At 45.8% G+C, this 18,921-nt stretch carries 20 protein-coding genes and 6 pseudogenes; 25 read left to right on the forward strand and 1 reads right to left on the reverse strand.

Translation table 11 applies throughout. From position 1 onward, the window contains the following. Nucleotides 1–64: 64 nt before the first annotated feature. From udk to JCM10519_RS00840, 5 genes and pseudogenes are all read left to right on the forward strand, one after another. The gene (gene udk, locus JCM10519_RS00820; protein ID WP_054737682.1) at nucleotides 65–688 is read left to right on the forward strand and encodes a uridine kinase; all 624 of its coding nucleotides are present in this window, start codon (nucleotides 65–67) and stop codon (nucleotides 686–688) included. Nucleotides 689–871: 183 nt separating this feature from the next. Then, complete coding sequence (locus tag JCM10519_RS00825; RefSeq protein WP_054737683.1) at nucleotides 872–1,075, forward strand: small, acid-soluble spore protein, alpha/beta type; 204 nt, start codon at nucleotides 872–874, stop codon at nucleotides 1,073–1,075. Nucleotides 1,076–1,275: 200 nt separating this feature from the next. Continuing rightward, nucleotides 1,276–1,835: pseudogene (gene rsmD, locus JCM10519_RS00830) on the forward strand (16S rRNA (guanine(966)-N(2))-methyltransferase RsmD). Between the two features lie 49 nt (nucleotides 1,836–1,884). Continuing rightward, nucleotides 1,885–2,373, forward strand: a complete 489-nt coding sequence (gene coaD, locus JCM10519_RS00835) for a pantetheine-phosphate adenylyltransferase (RefSeq protein WP_054737684.1) — start codon at nucleotides 1,885–1,887, stop codon at nucleotides 2,371–2,373. Nucleotides 2,374–2,396: 23 nt separating this feature from the next. Further along, a complete protein-coding gene (locus tag JCM10519_RS00840; RefSeq protein WP_347842911.1) occupies nucleotides 2,397–2,975 on the forward strand; it encodes a vacuolar family H+-ATPase subunit H in 579 nt (192 codons plus the stop codon). Here the strand turns inward: JCM10519_RS00840 and JCM10519_RS00845 are convergent. Beyond that, nucleotides 2,932–3,858, reverse strand: a complete 927-nt coding sequence (locus tag JCM10519_RS00845; RefSeq protein WP_054737686.1) for a hypothetical protein — start codon at nucleotides 3,856–3,858, stop codon at nucleotides 2,932–2,934. The genes JCM10519_RS00840 and JCM10519_RS00845 overlap by 44 nt on opposite strands. Nucleotides 3,859–3,909: 51 nt before the next feature. On the opposite strand from JCM10519_RS00845, the gene JCM10519_RS00850 reads away from it, so the two are divergent. The 20 genes and pseudogenes from JCM10519_RS00850 (at nucleotide 3,910) to hisE (ending at nucleotide 18,854) form a co-directional block, all read left to right on the forward strand. Then, complete coding sequence (locus tag JCM10519_RS00850; RefSeq protein ID WP_054737687.1) at nucleotides 3,910–4,719, forward strand: peptidoglycan DD-metalloendopeptidase family protein; 810 nt, start codon at nucleotides 3,910–3,912, stop codon at nucleotides 4,717–4,719. A gap of 205 nt (nucleotides 4,720–4,924) precedes the next feature. Then, nucleotides 4,925–6,253 (forward strand): RsmB/NOP family class I SAM-dependent RNA methyltransferase, encoded by a 1,329-nt coding sequence (locus tag JCM10519_RS00855; protein WP_347842705.1) that lies wholly within the window; start codon nucleotides 4,925–4,927, stop codon nucleotides 6,251–6,253. A gap of 34 nt (nucleotides 6,254–6,287) precedes the next feature. Further along, nucleotides 6,288–7,010 (forward strand): pseudouridine synthase, encoded by a 723-nt coding sequence (locus JCM10519_RS00860; RefSeq protein WP_347842706.1) that lies wholly within the window; start codon nucleotides 6,288–6,290, stop codon nucleotides 7,008–7,010. Between the two features lie 75 nt (nucleotides 7,011–7,085). Next, nucleotides 7,086–7,751 carry an HAD-IA family hydrolase gene (locus tag JCM10519_RS00865; protein WP_054737689.1) on the forward strand — a complete coding sequence of 222 codons (666 nt, stop codon included), beginning with the start codon at nucleotides 7,086–7,088 and terminating at the stop codon, nucleotides 7,749–7,751. Beyond that, nucleotides 7,748–9,703: pseudogene (locus JCM10519_RS00870) on the forward strand (YgiQ family radical SAM protein). The gene JCM10519_RS00865 and the pseudogene JCM10519_RS00870 overlap by 4 nt, the downstream one beginning before the upstream one ends. 20 nt (nucleotides 9,704–9,723) lie before the next feature. Next, complete coding sequence (locus JCM10519_RS24865; protein WP_347842707.1) at nucleotides 9,724–9,900, forward strand: hypothetical protein; 177 nt, start codon at nucleotides 9,724–9,726, stop codon at nucleotides 9,898–9,900. Further along, on the forward strand, nucleotides 9,852–10,469 hold the full coding sequence (locus JCM10519_RS00875; RefSeq protein WP_347842708.1) for an SDR family NAD(P)-dependent oxidoreductase: 618 nt from the start codon (nucleotides 9,852–9,854) through the stop codon (nucleotides 10,467–10,469). Before JCM10519_RS24865 ends, JCM10519_RS00875 begins: the two co-directional genes overlap by 49 nt. 93 nt (nucleotides 10,470–10,562) lie before the next feature. After that, nucleotides 10,563–10,826 carry a hypothetical protein gene (locus tag JCM10519_RS24870; RefSeq protein ID WP_347842709.1) on the forward strand — a complete coding sequence of 88 codons (264 nt, stop codon included), beginning with the start codon at nucleotides 10,563–10,565 and terminating at the stop codon, nucleotides 10,824–10,826. 92 nt (nucleotides 10,827–10,918) lie between these two features. Further along, nucleotides 10,919–11,134, forward strand: coding sequence for a hypothetical protein (locus JCM10519_RS24875; protein ID WP_347842710.1), 216 nt, complete (start codon nucleotides 10,919–10,921; stop codon nucleotides 11,132–11,134). Nucleotides 11,135–11,246: 112 nt separating this feature from the next. Next, nucleotides 11,247–12,209, forward strand: a pseudogene (locus tag JCM10519_RS00885) (RluA family pseudouridine synthase). Between the two features lie 8 nt (nucleotides 12,210–12,217). Continuing rightward, nucleotides 12,218–12,751, forward strand: coding sequence for a Holliday junction resolvase RecU (locus JCM10519_RS00890; protein ID WP_054737690.1), 534 nt, complete (start codon nucleotides 12,218–12,220; stop codon nucleotides 12,749–12,751). Nucleotides 12,752–12,907: 156 nt separating this feature from the next. Next, nucleotides 12,908–13,303: an ATP phosphoribosyltransferase regulatory subunit gene (locus JCM10519_RS24880; protein WP_347842711.1), complete on the forward strand. Its 396-nt coding sequence runs from the start codon at nucleotides 12,908–12,910 to the stop codon at nucleotides 13,301–13,303. Next, nucleotides 13,287–14,168, forward strand: a complete 882-nt coding sequence (locus tag JCM10519_RS00895) for an ATP phosphoribosyltransferase regulatory subunit (protein WP_347842712.1) — start codon at nucleotides 13,287–13,289, stop codon at nucleotides 14,166–14,168. The genes JCM10519_RS24880 and JCM10519_RS00895 overlap by 17 nt, the downstream gene beginning before the upstream one ends. Nucleotides 14,169–14,180: 12 nt before the next feature. Further along, nucleotides 14,181–14,832: pseudogene (gene hisG / locus JCM10519_RS00900) on the forward strand (ATP phosphoribosyltransferase). Further along, nucleotides 14,829–16,122: pseudogene (gene hisD / locus JCM10519_RS00905) on the forward strand (histidinol dehydrogenase). Before hisG ends, hisD begins: the two co-directional pseudogenes overlap by 4 nt. A 103-nt stretch (nucleotides 16,123–16,225) precedes the next feature. After that, nucleotides 16,226–16,814 (forward strand): annotated as a pseudogene (gene hisB / locus JCM10519_RS00910) (imidazoleglycerol-phosphate dehydratase HisB). A 12-nt stretch (nucleotides 16,815–16,826) separates the two neighbouring features. Beyond that, complete coding sequence (gene hisA / locus JCM10519_RS00915; RefSeq protein WP_054737691.1) at nucleotides 16,827–17,567, forward strand: 1-(5-phosphoribosyl)-5-[(5-phosphoribosylamino)methylideneamino]imidazole-4-carboxamide isomerase; 741 nt, start codon at nucleotides 16,827–16,829, stop codon at nucleotides 17,565–17,567. Then, a complete protein-coding gene (locus tag JCM10519_RS00920) occupies nucleotides 17,564–18,010 on the forward strand; it encodes a HisA/HisF-related TIM barrel protein (RefSeq protein ID WP_347842713.1) in 447 nt (148 codons plus the stop codon). The genes hisA and JCM10519_RS00920 overlap by 4 nt, the downstream gene beginning before the upstream one ends. Then, complete coding sequence (hisIE, locus tag JCM10519_RS24885; protein ID WP_347842714.1) at nucleotides 18,007–18,726, forward strand: bifunctional phosphoribosyl-AMP cyclohydrolase/phosphoribosyl-ATP diphosphatase HisIE; 720 nt, start codon at nucleotides 18,007–18,009, stop codon at nucleotides 18,724–18,726. The genes JCM10519_RS00920 and hisIE overlap by 4 nt, the downstream gene beginning before the upstream one ends. Next, nucleotides 18,723–18,854 (forward strand): phosphoribosyl-ATP diphosphatase, encoded by a 132-nt coding sequence (gene hisE / locus JCM10519_RS24890; RefSeq protein ID WP_347842912.1) that lies wholly within the window; start codon nucleotides 18,723–18,725, stop codon nucleotides 18,852–18,854. Before hisIE ends, hisE begins: the two co-directional genes overlap by 4 nt. Nucleotides 18,855–18,921 lie beyond the last annotated feature (67 nt).

The raw sequence follows: 18,921 nt of genomic DNA on the forward strand, positions 1-18,921 counted from the left end.
GGACCCTTGGATTATTTATGAAGATTTGCGGCTTATATGGCAAATAAATGGAGGAGCACGGAAGATGAAGTGTGTATTAATTGGAATTGCCGGAGGAACTGGTTCAGGGAAGTCGACCTTTACCAACCGGTTAAAGGCTGCATTTTGTGACGATATTGCGGTTATCTATCATGATAATTATTATAAAAAGCAGGATGGAATTTCTTTTGAAGAGAGAAAGAAGATGAATTATGACCATCCCGAAGCTTTTGAAACAGAGCTTTTGCTGGAACAGCTTCGTAAGCTGCGGGCAGGAGAAGCTGTTGATTGCCCTGTTTATGATTATTCCATGCACAACCGTTCTCAGAATGTGGTGAAGGTAGAGCCTAAAAAGGTTATTTTAGTCGAGGGGATCCTGGTTTTTGCAGATGAGCGCTTAAGGAGCATGTTTGATATAAAAATCTTTGTGGAAGCTGATGCCGATGAACGGATTCTTCGCCGTGTGATCCGGGATGTTAAGGAAAGAGGCCGGGATATCGAAGGTGTTGTAGAACAGTACTTAACTACGGTTAAGCCGATGCATTATTTGTATGTAGAACCTACGAAGCCCATGGCGGATGTTATCATAAACAGCGGCATGAATGAGGTTGCCTTCCAGTTGGTGAAAACGAATATTGAGAAGATATTGGAGACTGGTCAAGAGGACTAAAAATGTATCTGCATGAGAATGTTTATGAAGGCTCGATTTTTTTCCTAAAAATTAACATTTTACGAAAAACCTTCTAGTGTATTTCATTCTATTCCAGCCATAATAGGAGTGTAGCACAAAACACACCATGAATTATTAAAAAAAACAAAACATGGTGAATAGATGAAAAGGAGGCATATCATTATGTCAGGTAGCTCTAATACTACAAATGTACCAGAAGCAAAGGAAGCAATGAATCGTTTTAAAATGGAAGTTGCCAATGAGATTGGTGTTCCGTTAACCAATGGTTATAACGGAAACTTAACTTCCGCTCAGAATGGTTCCGTAGGCGGTTATATGGTTAAGAAGATGATCGAAGCCCAGGAAAGACAGATGGCAGGTAAATAATCTGTAAAAAAACAAAGAAACACCCTTTGTATAAACATTATGCCAAGTAAAAAAAGGATAATGGAAGGGAAACCGGGAGCTGCAGTTTCGTAACTGATAATCAGTTATAGGAGCTGCGGCTCCTATTTTTTTGAGGAATCAGTTGTATATCTTCCGAATTCATACTATAATGGTTTGGAAAAATAAAGTGAGGAATTGTTATGAGAGTAATTGCGGGGAAAGCCAGAAGGCTTGTTTTAAAGACCATAGAGGGGCAGGATACACGGCCTACCACAGATAGAATTAAAGAAACACTTTTTAATATGATTCATGGGGACATGCCTGACTGCTGTTTTCTGGATTTATTCTCCGGAAGCGGGGCCATTGGAATAGAGGCACTTAGCCGGGGAGCCAAGCTGGCGGTTATGGTGGAACAGAGCCAGGGAGCAGCAGAATGCATCCGTGAGAATTTAAAGACCACAAGACTGGAAGACGGCGCTGTTGTGATGAACTGCGACGTCATGACAGGACTTAGAAGACTGGAAGGGAAAGGGTATGTGTTTGATTTTGTATTTATGGACCTCCCTATAATAATGATTGGGAAAAAAAGGTCCTGGAATATCTGTCCGGTTCCAGCCTGATTGATGAAGATACGGCCATTATTGTGGAAGCCTCTTTGGAAACCTCCTTTGATTATCTGGACAATCTGGGATACCGGATTATAAGGGAAAAGGATTATAAGACGAATAAACATTTGTTTACTGCAAAGAAAGAGCTATAGGAATTTTTCCAAAAAGCATGGACAAAATTAAGGAAAAGGAAGAAATCATATGAGAAAAGCAGTGTATCCGGGAAGCTTTGATCCGGTGACCTTTGGCCATTTGGATATTATTAAACGTTCCGCCAGGATGTCGGATCATCTGATCATAGGAGTTTTAAATAATAATTCAAAAACGCCGTTGTTTTCTGTAGAAGAACGTGTTAATATGTTAAAGAGCCTTACCAAAGATATTCCCAATGTGGAGGTGAAATCCTTTGGAGGGCTATTAGTTGATTTTGTACGAGCTAATCAGGCGGATGCAGTTATTCGCGGGCTTCGGGCTGTAACGGATTTTGAATATGAATTGCAGATCGCACAGACAAACCGGGTTATAGCTCCGGAGATTGATACTGTGTTTTTGACGACGAATTTAAAATATTCTTACTTGAGTTCCAGCATTGTGAAGGAGATTGCCGCCTATGGCGGGGAGATAAACACGTTTGTACCTGCATGCGTTGCAGAGCGTGTAATGAAGAAGATGGAAGATAGAATGAAATAAAAGTAAGGAGTGTTCGTATTATGATGAGCAGAATTGAACAGTTAATCGGTGAAATTGAAGAATATATTGACAGCTGCAAGTACCAGCCGCTCTCAAACAGCAAGATCGTGGTCAACAGGGATGAACTTGAAGAGCTTCTGGTAGAACTCCGTCTGCGCATTCCGGATGAAATCAAGCAGTATCAGAAGATCATCAGTAACCGGGACGCCATTATGAATGAAGCCCGCCAGCAGGCGGATTCAATTTTGGCCCAGGCCAATGCTCAGACAAATGAGCTGGTCAATGAGCATGAGATCATGCAGAAAGCATACACCCAGGCCAATGATATCATTGAACAGGCCAATAGCCAGGCCCAGCAGATCGTGGAACAGGCGGTATCTGACGCCAATGGCATCAGACAAAGCTCTGTTCAGTATACGGATGACATGTTAAAGAGTCTTCAGACCATAATCAGTCATTCCATGGAAGGGGCACAAGGCCGTTTTGATGCCTTTATGACTTCCATGCAGTCAAGCTATGATATTGTTTCCTCTAACCGCCAGGAGCTGACAGGAGCAGTCACGCCCATGGCAGGAGCAGAAGAAGACGGGACAACAGAATAAAAAATATGATGGTAAGGAAGCTGTGAAGTACTTTCCAAGCTACATAGTGCCGGATGGATAATCCGGCATTTTTTATAACACTCTTTGTCTGGAAGATACCGGATAATCCTCCGAATGCGGTTACAGCCCCGATCCATAGGCCGCCGGACATCCCTGAAAAGGCATGGGAAACGGCCTTGATCCCTGTGGTGATTTCAACAAATCCCAGGATAATGGCTTTATACTGGGGAAGGTCTATGGGAATCGTAGTTATGTAAAGGGCCAGGATGGAAAAAAGCATGATATATCCCCCGATTTTCACCATGACTTCGCAGGAATCCATCAGGCTGTCATCAAAGGACTTCACGGATTCTCTGGTTATGGGAAGGGATTGGGCAGGCCCGTTTATGCCATAACAGCTCCGGGCTGCTATGGAAATAGGAAATATGGGCAGGTAGACACAGGCAAGAAGGAGCCAGGCCGGTACTGATGGAGGAAGCCCTCCGGCGGCATAGCCTAACAAAAACATGGGGCTGGGATGATTGCATATGGCTAAAAGATATTTTCCTTCTTTTTCCGAGATTCGTTTATTATCCATGAAATCACTGCAGGTCCTTGCTCCCATTGGATAACCGCAGAGAAGACCGGAAATAAGGGTATAGCTTCCTGCATCCGAAAGACAAAAGAACCGGTGAAGGATCCTTTTGACAGGGAAAATGAGGATGCGGATTGCATTTAAGGCCACAATGACATTAGAGCATATCATAAAGGGCAAAAGAGTGGGCACGACCACAGAACCCCATAAAACAAGTCCGTTTCTTGCTCCTTCAAAGGCAATGGCCGGAAATAAAAGCAGCAGAACCAAGGCGGCAACGGAAAGCAGACGGAAAAAGGATTTTTTCATGTACACCTGAATAGATTGTTTTATATAATTATATGAAATGGCATGACTGATATGATGGTGATTCTTCTTTTCATCCTGATCCTTTCCGTTTTCCAGGTAACCATGATCGATTACCTGTATAATAATCCCACCTTTTACCAGCTTGACGCTTACACCTGGGAAAGCGATGATTTCAGAAGCTTAAAGCTTGGGAAAATGGTGGTGGAATGGGATTTACTGGATTACGATACTTTGACTTCCTTAATGGTGGAGCATCAATATGATCTGACAGGGGTCACTGATCCTGCTACCCATACGGACAGACTTTTAAAGGTAAAGCCGGCAGAGTATAGAAAGCTTCGCCAGGCCTATGAGACCATTTTAACTGATTTAAAGTATTTTCCGATCCCCCAAACCGTCCAATCCGGTTCCCCGGATATAAGCTATCAAAACGGCTGGATGGATACAAGGACTTATGGGGGAGAACGTGGACATGAAGGCTGCGACATCATGGGAACGGAACAGCCCAGAGGGCATTATCCGGTGGTGAGCATAAGCGACGGAGTGGTGGAAAAAGTGGGGTGGCTGGAAAAGGGTGGCTGGCGGATCGGGATACGGACTCCAAAAGGAGCCTATCTTTATTATGCCCATCTTTACGGCTACAGCAGGCAGTGGAAGGAAGGGGACGAAGTAAGGGCAGGAGAGCTTTTGGGGTTTATGGGTGACACCGGCTACAGCCAGGTAGAGGGGACTACCGGCAATTTTCCGGTCCATTTGCATTTGGGAATTTATTTGCGGACCGACCATAATGAGGAGATGAGCGTCAATCCATACTGGATCTTAAAATATCTGGAGAAATACCGGTTAAAATATTCGTATTAGTATGTTACCGGAAGCAAAAAGCGCTTCCGATAATCGGATGGACGGGCTAAAAACTTGCCTTGCAAATTTCCATAAGCTATATTAAGATGCTTACATAGGCATAATTTACTTAATGAAGGAAAGGCTGTGCAGCCTGAATTCAGTAAATCAGCTGTTTGATGGGCTGAAAGTAAAAGGAACTTCCTTAACATATAGGAGCGACAACGTGAAAGAACGAAAGATTTCGGAAGAATTTTTAAACAGAATGAAAAATTTATTAGGGGAAGAGGAGTATGAAGCATATTTAAGAAGCTTTGATGAGGAACGGCTCTATGGGCTGCGAGTCAATACTCTTAAAATAACCCCGGAACAATTTACTAAAATGACAACCCTTAAGCTTGAACCCGTTCCATGGATCCATAACGGTTTTTACTATGAGGGAGAAGAACGTCCGGCCAAAGATCCTTATTATTACGCCGGGCTTTACTATCTCCAGGAACCCAGTGCCATGACGCCGGCAAGCCTGCTTCCCGTGGTGCCGGGAGACAAGGTCCTTGATCTGTGTGCAGCGCCTGGAGGGAAAAGTACGGAGCTGGGGGCAAAACTGAAAGGCAAAGGCCTTTTGGTGTCCAATGATATCAGCAATTCCAGGGCAAAGGCCTTACTTAAAAATCTGGAATTGTGGGGAATTGAAAATATTTGTGTCACCAGCGAGGAACCAAAGAAATTAAAGGAAGCCTTTGGCGAATTTTTTGATAAAATACTGGTAGACGCTCCCTGCTCGGGAGAAGGGATGTTCCGCAAGGATGCAGATATGGTAAAAAGCTATGAGGAACACGGACCGGAGTATTATGCCGCGATCCAAAGGGAAATTATGGATCAGGCGGTAGACATGCTTGCTCCCGGCGGGCTTCTTTTATACTCCACCTGTACGTTTTCTGTCTGTGAAAATGAAGATATCATCAGCAAGACCCTGGAATGCCATGAGGAAATGGAGTTGATTCAGCTTCCTCTTTTTGAAGGGGCTGACGGCGGCATCGGTCTTACCGGCTGTCTCCGTCTTTTTCCCCATAAGATCAGGGGAGAAGGGCATTTTATGGCAATGCTGAAAAAGAAAGGCTGCCCGGAAAGATATGAAACTTGCGGGAAGGCTGGCAGCAAACAGCCTCCTCTGCCTGATGAACTTTCTGATTTCCTTTCCATGGTATCAAAGCCCCTGGAGCGTTCCCGTATCCGGATAAAGAATGATATGGTTTACTATTTGCCGGAACATTTCCCGGACAATAAAAATGGACTGCGCTACTTGAGGACCGGACTTTTCCTGGGAGAGATGAAGAAGGGCCGTTTTGAGCCGGGACAGGCATTTGCCATGGTCTTAAAGCCGGAAGAGTTCAAACAGGCTATTTCCTGGGAAAAGCAGGATGAGAGGGTGATCCGCTATTTAAAAGGGGAAACCATTTCCTTAAAAGATGGGGAGGAACCTATAAAAGGCTGGTGCCTGGTCTGTGTGGAAGGCTTTCCTCTGGCTTTGCCAAAGGAGGCGGAGGGACATTGAAAAACAAATACTATCCGGGATGGCGGTGGCAATAATGAAGGAACTAAGACTTGATAAATATTTAACAGAGATGGGAGAAGGGACGCGAAGCCAGATCAAAGAAATGGCCAGAAAAGGCAGGATTCTGGTAGACGGCATACCGGAGAAAAGGGCGGAGCGCAAAATTGATCCAAAACAGCATCAGGTATCTGTTGATGGACGTCCGGTTTCCTATGTCCGGTTTGAATACTATATGTTAAACAAGCCTCAGGGCGTGGTATCTGCCACGGAAGATTCCAGGTACGAAACCGTGGTGAGCCTTATTAAGTCACGGAAAAGGGAGGACCTTTTCCCGGTGGGACGGCTGGATATTGATACGGAGGGGCTTCTTCTTATCACCAATGATGGAGACTTGGCTCATCAGCTTCTGTCTCCTAAAAAGCATGTAGATAAGGTTTATTTTGCCAGGGTAGAGGGGCAACTTCCGCCTGATGCAAAGGAACGCATGGAGGAAGGACTTGTGCTCTCCGATGGAACTCCTACGCTGCCGGCCCATTTAGAAGTGTTAAAGCAGGGAAAGGAAGGAGAGCCTTCTGAAATTCACCTGACCATCCGGGAAGGAAAATTTCATCAGGTAAAGCGGATGTTTGAAACTCTTGGGTGCCGTGTGATATACTTAAAGAGGATGTCTATGGGAAGCCTGATCTTAGATGAGGCGTTAATTCCAGGGGAATACCGCCCGCTTTCAGAGGAAGAGATCCGGGAATTAAAAGAATAAGGAAACACCCTTCGGGTATACCTTTATGCCCAAAATGCATGGGCAAGAATAAGGAAAGGAAGACAAAAGCAGAGAATGTTAGAGCAAAAGAAAGCAGTGATTTTTGATCTGGATGGAACACTGGTTGATTCCATGTGGATGTGGAAATCCATTGATATAGAATTTCTTGGCAGCAGAGGGCTTGCATGTCCGGAAGATCTGCAAAAGGAGATTGAAGGGATGAGCTTTTCGGAAACTGCTTTTTATTTTAAAGAGCGTTTCAAGCTAAAGGAATCCCTTGAGGAGATTAAAGACGTGTGGACGGGAATGTCCATTGAAAAATACAGGAATGAGGTTTTGTTAAAGCCGGGAGCAGGCGATTTTCTTAAATACATCACCCAAATGGGATTAAAGGCAGGAATCGCCACCAGCAATGGAAGACAGATGGTGGATGCGGTGATTGATTCCTTAAATATCGGGCAATATTTTCAGGTAGTGGCTACCTCCTGTGAAGTGACTTATGGAAAGCCCGCCCCGGATATTTATTTGAAGGTTGCCGGAGAACTTTCCGTATCTCCGGCCAATTGCCTGGTCTTTGAGGATGTCCCTGCCGGAATTCTGGCAGGAAAGCGGGCGGGAATGACGGTCTGCGCCATTGACGATGAATTTTCCAGAGAGATGGAAGAGGAAAAGCGGCAGTTAGCTGACTACTTTATATACGACTATCACCAGATACTGAAAAGAAAGGTCGAAAAATCATGATGCACGATTATCTTCCCATGAGCCGGTCTGATATGAACATCAGAGGGTGGAAGCAATGTGACTTTATCTATGTCACCGGAGATGCCTATGTAGACCATCCATCCTTTGGCCATGCCATCATCAGCCGCCTTTTGGAAGCTCATGGCTATAAGGTGGGAATCATATCCCAGCCGGACTGGAAGGATCGGGCAAGCATTCAGGTTCTAGGGGAGCCCCGCCTTGGCTTCCTGGTTTCAGGCGGCAACATGGATTCCATGGTAAATCATTATTCTGTTTCGAAAAAAACGCAGGCAGCAGGACGCCTATACACCGGGAGGAGTCATGGGAAAGCGTCCTGATTATGCAGTTACGGTTTACTGCAACCTGATCCGGTCCGTATATAAGAAAGCTCCTGTTATCATCGGCGGCATTGAAGCAAGCTTAAGGCGTCTTGCCCATTACGATTACTGGTCGGACCGGTTAAAGCATTCCATCCTGATTGATTCCCAGGCAGATTTAATCTCTTATGGGATGGGAGAAAAATCCATTGTAGAAATTGCGGACGCATTAAACAGCGGGATCGATATCAAGGATATCACCTTTATCGATGGAACGGTCTATAAGACGGACAGCCTGGAATCCGTATATGATGCTCAGATCCTCCCTTCTTACGATAAGATGAAGGCTGATAAAATGGATTATGCAAAAAGCTATTATATTCAGTATAATAATACGGACCCATTTACCGGAAAACGTCTGGTAGAGCCATATAAGGACAATCTGTTTGTGGTTCAGAATCCTCCGGCCAAGCCTCTTTCCATGGAGGAGATGGATGAGGTGTATGCTCTGCCTTATCTGAGGAATTATCATCCTTCCTATGAGGATCTTGGGGGAGTTCCGGCCATTCGGGAAATAAAGTTCAGCCTGATCAGCAACCGGGGCTGTTTTGGCGCCTGCAGCTTCTGCGCCCTTACGTTCCATCAGGGCAGGATCATACAGGCCAGAAGCCATAACTCCCTTCTGGAGGAGGCAAAGCTTTTGACAGAAGAGCCGGACTTTAAAGGATATATCCATGACGTAGGCGGGCCTACGGCGGATTTCAGGTCACCGGCCTGTGAGAAACAGATGACAAAGGGAGCCTGTCCCAACCGGCAGTGCCTGTTCCCGGAGCCTTGCAGGAATTTAAAAGCAGACCATACGGACTATATTGAATTACTGAGAAAATTAAGAAGCCTGCCAAAGGTGAAAAAGGTATTCATCCGGTCCGGCATCCGGTTCGACTATGTGCTGGCGGACCCTGGCAAAAAGTTTATCAAAGAGCTTTGCCAGTACCATGTCAGCGGACAGTTAAAAGTGGCTCCGGAGCATGTTTCAGATAAGGTGCTTTCAAAGATGGGAAAACCCCGGAATCAGGTATACCGCCAGTTTGTGAAGGAATATAACGAAATGAATGGGCGGCTTGGAATGAAACAGTATCTGGTGCCTTATTTAATGTCCTCTCATCCAGGCTCAGGGCTTTCGGAAGCCATAGAGCTTGCGGAATATTTACGGGATCTAGGATATATGCCGGAGCAGGTCCAGGACTTTTATCCAACTCCCTCCACCATATCCACCTGTATGTATTATACAGGATATGATCCACGTACCATGGAAAAGGTGTATGTGCCGGTCAATCCTCACGAAAAGGCCATGCAAAGGGCGCTGATCCAGTACCGGAATCCGAAGAACTATGAATTGGTTTCCGAAGCATTAAGGCTGGCAGGCCGTACCGATTTGATCGGATATGACAAAAAAAATGCCTGATCCGTCCAAGAACAGGTGCTCCGGGAGGTTTCTCAGACAATAAAACAGGGAAAAATCCTGGCAGCGGGAATAGAAGGCTGGCTTCAGAGACAAAAGACCGCCGGGAACACAAGAAAAAGACCATAAGGAACGTCCATAAAAAAAGCAGGAAAAAAATAAATCCAAAATAAAAGAAAAGAAGGAATCAATTATGAAGATTGCCATTGTAACAGGCGCGTCTTCCGGCATGGGAAGAGAATTTATCATGCAGATTGCTGACCGTTTTAATGGAATTGGAGAAATATGGGCCATTGCAGGAGAGAGGAGCGGCTGGAGGAGTTGTCCCCTCTTGTCCCGGTTAAGGTCCGGTCCTTTGCCATTGACTTAACGGATGACAGCAGGCTGATGAGCTTACAGGATATCCTGGCAAAGGAAAAGCCGGATGTAAAGTGGTTAATCAACGCGGCAGGTTATGGGAAAATCGGCGATGTAGGGACCATAAACATAGGGGATGAAATGGGCATGGTGGAATTAAACTGCAAAGCCCTCTGCGCTGTGACCCATATGGTTCTTCCCTATATGTCATTAAACAGCCGGATCATACAGTTTTCCTCTGCAGCGTCCTTTTTGCCCCAGCCTGGTTTTGCCATTTATGCGGCTACAAAATCCTTTGTGTTAAGCTATAGCAGGGCGCTGAATGAAGAACTGAAGGAAAAGGGAATCTATGTGACGGCAGTATGCCCGGGACCTGTGAGAACCGAATTTTTCGATATTGCGGAAACTACAGGAAAGATTCCTCTTTATAAGCGGGTGGTGATGGCCAATCCTAAAAAGGTGGTGCGTCTGGCTTTGCGGGACAGCATGATGGGGCGTCCGGTTTCCGTATACGGAACCACCATGAAGCCTTCCGGCTTTTATGCAAAACAGTGCCCCACACCGCAATCTTTCGTCTTATGAAGGGGTTAATGAAGGCCATTTAACCGAATCAAAAAGGTCGCGGATTATGAATATCCGCTTGACAACAGCAGGCAAAGGAAGAGGATTACAAAAGTGAAACGATACAGGAAGGGACAGTACGGTTACCGTAATTATCACAGAAGAACAGAACTTGGGAAGGTCCTTTCCGGGGCGGCCCTGATACTCATACAGCTATTGGCCCGGGCTATGGCAGACAGTTCATCCTGGAAAAACATCCTGACAGTCACAGCCATTCTTTCCGTACTTCCGGTGGCCAATTGGGCTTCGCCCCTTCTGGCCTCATGGAAGTACAAAACGCTGCCAGAGGAACTTTATAAAAAAAGTTTCATCCCATGAAGGAAAAAGCAGAATGCTTTACGACCTGATTATCACCTCAAGGGAAGCGATCATACCGGTGGATGCGGCTGCGGTCCATCCCACCGGCGTCTATGCTTACTGTACCGCCAAAAGGCTGGATACTGGAAAGGCGGAATGTTTTTTTAAAGGACATGTTCCTCAGCCATCAGCTAAAGATGGATGTAAGGCTCATTCTGGATGAAGAGGAATTTTTAAACAGCCTTTCTGGCTTGAGACCGGAAGCAGAGTGCAGGGATGACGGCAGCGTGGAGCGTGGAATTATGCTGTTAAAAAGCCTGTCCATGTAATCGGCAGGACAGAAATACCTTTATGCCAAAGCTCATGGCAATAGTTATAGAAATACCCTTGGGGTATCCCTCTATGCCAAAATTCGCGGCAATAATATTGAAAGGACAGAACATGCAGTCTTTGATTGTATCGAAAAATGAAGCAGGGCAGCGTTTGGATAAACTGCTTTCCAAATATTTGAATCTGGCAGAAAAAAGCTTTCTTTACAAGATGATGAGAAAGAAAAACATTACTTTAAACGGAAAAAAAGTGCGAAGGTTCGGAAAAGCTTGTAGAAGGAGACGAAGTCAAGCTTTTTCTTTCTGATGAAACCATTGGGAAATTTTCCCAGGTCAAGCTTCAGGAGGTAAAGAAAGTCTCTTTAAACATTATATATGAGGATGAGCACATCCTTTTGGTAAACAAGCTGGCAGGCATGCTCTCCCAGAAAGCCAGGGAATCGGATGAATCCCTGGTGGAATACATGATCGATTATCTGGTATCAAGCGGACAGTTATCCACAGACCAGTTAAGGAGTTTCCGGCCTTCCGTGTGCAACCGTCTGGACCGGAATACCAGTGGTTTAGTGGTAGGAGGTAAGTCTTTAGCAGGTCTTCAGCTTATGTCTGCCTCCTTTAAGGACAGGAGCATTCATAAGTATTACCAGTGTGTGGTAAAGGGCAAGATTACAGACAGACAGGTGATCACCGGCTATTTGACAAAGTCGGAAGCATCTAATCAGGTGACGGTCCATAAGCAGGAGGTCCCGGGAAGCGCTCCTATTGTGACGGAATATGAGCCGGTTAAGTGGCATGAAGGTTATACCTCCTTAAGGTAACTCTGATCACAGGACGCACCCATCAGATCCGAGCTCATTTATCTTCCATCGGGCATCCTATCGTAGGAGATTATAAATATGGGGACACCAGGGTCAATGAGGAAGCAAAAAGACTTTACCATATCAATTCCCAGCTTCTCCATTCTTATCAGGTAACATTCCCTGAGCTGCCGGAGCCTCTTGCCTATTTATCAGGCCGCACCTTTTATGCGCCTCTGCCAAAGACCTTTTCAAAAATATGCAGGGACTGGAGATAGGAGCAGAGATGGGAACCTGGAATACCAGAGGGTTAAGAGGCTCTGCCCTTGAAGACCTGATTAACCGCAGCAATGAAAGCTACCGGGAAAAAGGATTGGCCCTGATTCAGAAGATACCGACGCCGATCACTCCCATTTCCATTGATAAGGAAAGCCGCCACATCACTCTTGCCTATTTTGACCAGAAGAGCACGGTGGATTATATTGGGGCCGTACAGGGGATTCCGGTATGCTTTGATGCAAAGGAATGTTCGGCCTCCACGTTTCCCCTTCAGAACATCCATCCTCACCAAGTCGCTTTTATGGAAGAGTTTGAAAGCCAGGGAGGTATTGCTTTTATCATTTTATCCTATACTCAGAAGGATGAGATTTATTATCTTCCATTTGACCGGCTGAAATTGTTCTGGAAGCGGATGGAGGATGGGGGGCGGAAAAGCTTTACCTACGATGAGGTGGATAAAACCTGGCAGATCCGGAGGTGCCGGGATATTTTCGTTCACTACCTGGAACTGATTCAAAAAGATTTGGATAGAAGAGATTGACAAGAACCACTTTTTCCCCTATAATTGACTACACGTTATCGAATTATCACTTTACCATAAGAAAGCGATATAAAATGATAAACCGTGAAAATAATTTTCTTCACTGCATTTATGGCGGCTTATCATGGAAGAGCAAAGCAGAAGACGGAGGTTATTATGGCAAATAAACTGTTACATACGCCGGATGGAGTCCGGGATATTTATGGAGCGGAGTGTACGAGAAAGGCTGCTGTACAGGAAAAGATGTTAAAGGTTTTCCATCTGTGCGGATATCAGGACATTGAAACTCCAACCTTTGAATTTTTTGATATTTTCAACGAATCCCGGGGAAGTGTCAAGGCAAAGGAGATGTTTAAGTTTTTTGACAGGGATAACCACACCTTAGTGCTCCGTCCGGATGAGACGCCTGCCATAGCCAGATGTGCGGCAAAATATTTTCTGGACGAGGATATGCCCATCCGTCTTTGCTATATGGAAAGAACCTTTATCAATAACTCCAGCTATCAGCAGGCTAAAGGAAGCCAGCCAGACCGGAGTGGAGTTTATTGGTGATGATTCTGCGGATGCAGATGCAGAGATCCTTTCCATGGTGATAGGGGCCTTGAAGGCAGCAGGGCTTACGGAATTTCAGGTGGAATTAGGTGAAATGGATTTTTTTAAAGGGCTCATAGAAGAGGCCGGCATGGACGAGGAAATGGAAGAGAGCCTAAGGGAGCTTATTGAAAATAAAAATTATTTTGGCGTAGAAGAACTGGTAATGGCCCAGCCCATTTCAGAGGAGTTAAAGCAGGTGTTTTTAAAGCTTCCGGAGCTGTTTGGCTCCCTGGATCAGATCCAGGCGGCTCGGGAACTGACTTCCAATCCTAGAGCGCTGAAGGCGATTGAGCGTTTGGAGGAGGTACACCGGATTCTTGAATATTACGGGCTTTCTGATTATGTTTCCTATGATCTTGGCATGCTGAGCCAGTACCAATATTATACCGGAATTATTTTTAAGGCCTACACTTATGGAACCGGAGATTATGTGGTCAATGGCGGCAGATATAATAAGCTCTTGGAACAGTTTGGAAAGGCTGCTCCTGCTGTGGGATTCGGAATATCGGTTGATGAGCTTTTACTGGCCCTTTCCAGGCAGAAGATCGAGATGAAGGTTGATCTGGTGAATACCATGATCCTTTATGAGAAGGAAGCCAGGGAAAATGCCATCCGCCTTTCCGGCCATTTCAGAGGTTCCGGCATGGCGGTCCAGCTCCAGCTGAAAGATCCGGCCCGTTCCATTGAAGACTATCAGGCATACGCACGGCGCAGGGATTTAAATAATCTGCTGTATCTGGATCACAGCGGTTTTTCCGTAAAGGTCATGAACCTTATTCTGGACCGCACAGATGAGATACCGTTGTCGGAATATTTGAGATAAATGGGGGAGCATATGAGATATCTGACTTTTGCCCTGGCAAAGGGGCGGCTTGCGAAACAATCACTTGAAATGTTCGAAAAAAATCGGGATTACCTGCGAAGAGATGAAGGACAAGGATTCCCGGAAGCTGATCTTCACCAACGAGGAGCTGGGCGTGCGGTTCTTTCTTGCAAAGGCCAGTGATGTGCCTACATATGTAGAATATGGGGCGGCTGATCTTGGTGTGGTGGGAAAAGATACCATCCTGGAAGAAGGAAGAAAGCTTTATGAGGTCATGAACCTGGGGATAGGAAATTGCAGAATGTGCGTCTGCGGCCCTCCATCGGCAGGGGAACTTTTAAAGCATCATGAAAGGATCCGTGTTGCCACCAAATATCCGGCTATTGCCAAGGACTATTTTTACAATAAAAAGCATCAGACAGTTGAGATCATAAAGCTTAACGGCTCCATTGAGCTGGCGCCTATTGTAGGGCTTTCTGAGGTCATCGTGGACATCGTGGAAACGGGAACCACCCTTAAGGAAAACGGACTTACGGTATTGGAGGAAATCTGCCCATTGTCTGCCCGCATGGTTGTCAACCAGGTAAGTATGAAACGGGAAAACGACAGGATCACAAAGCTGATCCATGATCTGCGTACCCTGCTGCAGGAGGAAAACCGATGAGAATTGTAAAACTTAACGAAACTTCCAGACAAAATATTCTTGCTGATTTATTAAAAAGAGATCCTAATAATTACGGCGCATATGCCGATACGGTTCAGGAAATCGTGGAAACGGTAAAAAGGGAGGGAGATAAGGCGGTATTTGCTTATACAGGAGAATTTGATAAGGCGGAAATAAACAAAGAAAACCTTAAGGTAACAGAGCAGGAAATTGAGGAAGCCATGAAGGAAGTGGATCCCGGGCTTATGGAGATCCTTCAAAAATCCATGAAAAATATCCGGCAGTTTCACGAAAAACAGAGGCAGTACAGCTGGTTTGACAGTAAACCGGATGGCACCATCCTGGGCCAGAAGGTCACACCCTTAGAAAGCGTAGGCGTTTATGTTCCAGGCGGAAAGGCTGCTTATCCGTCTTCGGTCCTGATGAATATCATTCCGGCAGAAGTAGCAGGAGTGAAACGCATTGCCATGGTGACTCCGCCGGGAAAGGATGGAAAGATCAATCCTGTTACATTAACGGCAGCTCATCTGGCGGGAGTTACGGAGGTTTATAAGGTGGGCGGAGCCCAGGCTGTGGCGGCCCTTGCCTTTGGAACGGAATCCATCCCTAAGGTCAATAAGATTGTAGGGCCTGGGAATATTTTTGTGGCTTTGGCAAAAAAAAGCGGTTTACGGGCATGTGAGCATTGACAGCATTGCAGGGCCAAGCGAGATCCTGGTGCTTGCAGATGAGAGTGCCAATCCCCGTTTTGTGGCGGCGGATTTGCTGTCCCAGGCAGAACACGATGAACTTGCTTCCGCTATTTTAGTAACCACCAGCATGGAGCTTGCTGAGCGGGTATCAGAGGAAATCGAAATCTTTACAAGAGAACTGCCGCGCAGGGAGATCATTGAGAAATCCCTGGATAATTACGGCTATATTCTTGTGGCAGATACCATGAAGGAAGCCATTCAGACTGTCAATGAGATCGCTCCGGAGCATTTGGAGATCATCACCAGGAATCCGTTTGAAGATATGACCAGGATTCAGAATGCAGGCGCAATCTTCATCGGGGAATACAGCTCAGAGCCTTTGGGAGATTATTTTGCCGGACCAAACCATGTGCTGCCTACCAATGGTACGGCTAAATTTTTCTCAGCCCTCAGTGTAGATGATTTTATAAAGAAATCAAGCATTATTTATTACTCAAAGGAAGCTTTGGAAGAGATCCACAAGGACATTGAAGCTTTTGCCGAGTCAGAGCATTTGACCGCCCACGCCAATTCTGTGAAAGTACGTTTCTCCACGTAAGCAATGAGCAGTGCGGAATAGGACAGGAGCGAGTAAAACCGCAGGTTTTGCGAGCGCCACTGCGGACTTATCCAACAATAAAGTGATGAAAGAAGGTTGAACGATGGGACGAAGTGCAGATATTTTCCGGGTAACCCGTGAGACAGATATCCGGCTGAACCTTGACTTAGATGGCAGCGGAAGGGCTGAGATCCATACGGGGATTGGATTTTTTGATCACATGTTAAACAGCTTTGCCCGTCATGGCTTTTTTGATTTGACCCTGTCGGTAAAAGGAGACCTTGAGGTAGATACCCACCATACCGTTGAAGATACAGGCATTGTCCTGGGAACTGCCATCAAACAGGCCCTTGGTGATAAAAAAATCCATAAAACGTTACGGCAGCATGATCCTTCCCATGGATGAAACTCTGGTCCTCTGTGCCGTTGACCTATCCGGCAGACCATATTTAGGCTACGATGTTTTGCTTACGGGAGAACGGGTGGGGGATTTTGAGACAGAAATGTTAAAGGAATTTTTCTATGCTGTTTCTTATGCTTCCGAAATGAACCTGCATATCAGGAAACTGGCAGGAGAGAATAACCACCATGTGATCGAGGGGGCTTTCAAGGCTTTTGCAAAGGCTCTTGATGAAGCAACGTCACCTGACCAGAGAATCTCGGGTGTATTGTCCACAAAGGGAACATTATAAAGGAGAATCCATATGCAGCTTTATCCAGCAATTGACTTAAAAGACGGGCAGTGCGTCCGTTTGAAACAGGGAGAATTTAAGGAGATCACCGTTTATTCCCAAAACCCGGAGGAAGTAGCTGCCCTCTGGCAGTCCCAGGGAGCCACGTTTCTTCATCTTGTGGACTTAGACGGGGCTTTGGCCGGCCGTTCTGTAAATGATAAGGTGATCAAAAAAATAACGGATACCGTTTCCATACCAATCGAAATAGGCGGCGGCATCCGAAGCGAAGAGGCGATTGAATCCATGCTTTCCCTGGGAGCTGCCAGGGTGATCATCGGGACAAAGGCCGCCGAAAACCCGGAATTTATCCGGGACATGGTGAAAAAGTTCGGGCAGGATCGGATCGTGGCAGGGGTTGACGCAAAGGATGGAATGGTGGCAGTAGAAGGCTGGGAAAAGATCAGCGGAATTTCCGCATCAGAGCTTTGTGGCAGGATGAAGGAATACGGCGTCCGCCATATCGTTTACACCGACATATCCAGGGACGGGATGATGACGGGGCCCAATGTGGAGTATACGAAAAAGCTGACAGAAGAAACCGGAATGAATATCATTGCATCCGGCGGAATGTCTTCCATGGAAGATTTAAGACAGCTTTACCATGCTGGTGTCCGCGGTGCGATCATCGGGAAGGCGTTGTATGAGAAACGGATCGATTTAAAGGAGGCCATTGAAGCCTTTGAAAAGCAGGATCATCAGGGGAGGATATGATGGAGTATAAAAAACTAATTGCAGGTTTTGGTATCAGGGAGGGGAAGGCAGTCAGGCTTGATGACCAAAAGGTATGTTATGGGGAAAATCTTTTGACTCTGGCCTGTTTTTACGGAGACAGCGGAGCTGATGAGCTTTTTCTCCATGATCTGTCTGAGTCAGAAGAAGATCATGAACGGACAATCGGCCTTATGAAGGAGATTGCAAGACTGTCTGATATTCCTTTAATCTTAGGGGGAAGAGTCAGGCGTTTTGAGGATGTGAAGAAATACCTTTATGCAGGTGCAAAGGCAGCGTTTCTTGACGTAAGCCTTGATGAAAATGTGGATTTGATGAAGGAGGCGTCAGACCGGTTCGGAGATGATAAGATTTATGCTTATCTCCCGGACTGTTCGTATTTGGAGCGGACCAAGGAATATGCCAGCTGGGAGCTTCCGTCATGATCCTTGGTGATATGGGAGTCACCGGGGAAAAGCTTCAGGCTGTTTCTGCCTGTGAAGAAGCCTTTTTGATCACCGGATGCGGTGAGGATGCAGAGCTTTTTGCCTATGCCCTTGGAATGGAAAATGTGAATGGCCTGGTGGGAAGCTTTGACGGGGAAGTGAACTGCATGGATTTAAAACAGGATCTAAAAGCCCTGGGAGTGGGAGTTGATACCTTTGAAAGCCCGGTAGGCTTTGACCAGTTTAAGCTGAATGATGATGGACTGATTCCTGTGATCACCCAGGATTACAGGACAGGAGAAGTGCTTATGCTGGCTTACATGAACGAAGAGGCATTTCATGAGACCCTTAAGACCGGCTGCATGACCTATTACAGCAGAAGCCGTGAAAGCCTTTGGCGGAAGGGAGAAACCTCGGGCCACTATCAGTACGTGAAGTCTCTGGCCCTGGACTGTGACAATGATACGCTGTTAGCGAAGGTGAACCAGATTGGAGCTGCCTGCCATACAGGGGCGAGAAGCTGTTTTTATCAGAATCTGGTAAAGAAGGAGTATCAGGAGAGCAATCCCTTAAAGGTATTTGAAGAGGTGTTTAAAGTAATTCTTGACAGAAAGACGAATCCAAAGGAAGGTTCCTATACCAATTACCTGTTTGACAAAGGTCTTGACAAGATATTAAAAAAAAGCTGGGGGAAGAGTCAACGGAAATTGTCATAGCAGCCAAAAACCAAAATCCAGAGGAAGTAAAATACGAAATTTCAGATTTCCTTTATCATATGATGGTGCTGATGGCTTATAAAGGCGTGTCCTGGGAAGATATTACCAGGGAACTGTCCAACCGTTAACCTGATAAAAACGCTGGAAAGGCTGCTCTCTTTTCCAGCGTTTTTGTGTACATAGAGTCATGGACAG

It is taken from the genome of Clostridium sp. NkU-1 (assembly GCA_001312405.1).

Excerpts from the sequence above, each read along its gene's own strand:
- hisA (WP_054737691.1), top strand. The coding sequence starts at position 16,827 with ATGCAGCTTTATCCAGCAATTGACTTAAAAGACGGGCAGTGCGTCCGT.
- JCM10519_RS00860 (WP_347842706.1), top strand. The coding sequence starts at position 6,288 with ATGAAGGAACTAAGACTTGATAAATATTTAACAGAGATGGGAGAAGGG.
- JCM10519_RS00840 (WP_347842911.1), top strand. The coding sequence starts at position 2,397 with ATGAGCAGAATTGAACAGTTAATCGGTGAAATTGAAGAATATATTGAC.
- JCM10519_RS24865 (WP_347842707.1), top strand. The coding sequence starts at position 9,724 with ATGAAGATTGCCATTGTAACAGGCGCGTCTTCCGGCATGGGAAGAGAA.
- coaD (WP_054737684.1), top strand. The coding sequence starts at position 1,885 with ATGAGAAAAGCAGTGTATCCGGGAAGCTTTGATCCGGTGACCTTTGGC.
- udk (WP_054737682.1), top strand. The coding sequence starts at position 65 with ATGAAGTGTGTATTAATTGGAATTGCCGGAGGAACTGGTTCAGGGAAG.
- JCM10519_RS24880 (WP_347842711.1), top strand. The coding sequence starts at position 12,908 with ATGGCAAATAAACTGTTACATACGCCGGATGGAGTCCGGGATATTTAT.
- hisIE (WP_347842714.1), top strand. The coding sequence starts at position 18,007 with ATGATCCTTGGTGATATGGGAGTCACCGGGGAAAAGCTTCAGGCTGTT.
- JCM10519_RS00850 (WP_054737687.1), top strand. The coding sequence starts at position 3,910 with ATGATGGTGATTCTTCTTTTCATCCTGATCCTTTCCGTTTTCCAGGTA.
- JCM10519_RS00825 (WP_054737683.1), top strand. The coding sequence starts at position 872 with ATGTCAGGTAGCTCTAATACTACAAATGTACCAGAAGCAAAGGAAGCA.
- JCM10519_RS00890 (WP_054737690.1), top strand. The coding sequence starts at position 12,218 with ATGGGAACCTGGAATACCAGAGGGTTAAGAGGCTCTGCCCTTGAAGAC.
- JCM10519_RS00920 (WP_347842713.1), top strand. The coding sequence starts at position 17,564 with ATGATGGAGTATAAAAAACTAATTGCAGGTTTTGGTATCAGGGAGGGG.
- JCM10519_RS24875 (WP_347842710.1), top strand. The coding sequence starts at position 10,919 with ATGCTTACTGTACCGCCAAAAGGCTGGATACTGGAAAGGCGGAATGTT.
- JCM10519_RS00865 (WP_054737689.1), top strand. The coding sequence starts at position 7,086 with ATGTTAGAGCAAAAGAAAGCAGTGATTTTTGATCTGGATGGAACACTG.
- JCM10519_RS00845 (WP_054737686.1), bottom strand. The coding sequence starts at position 3,858 with ATGAAAAAATCCTTTTTCCGTCTGCTTTCCGTTGCCGCCTTGGTTCTG.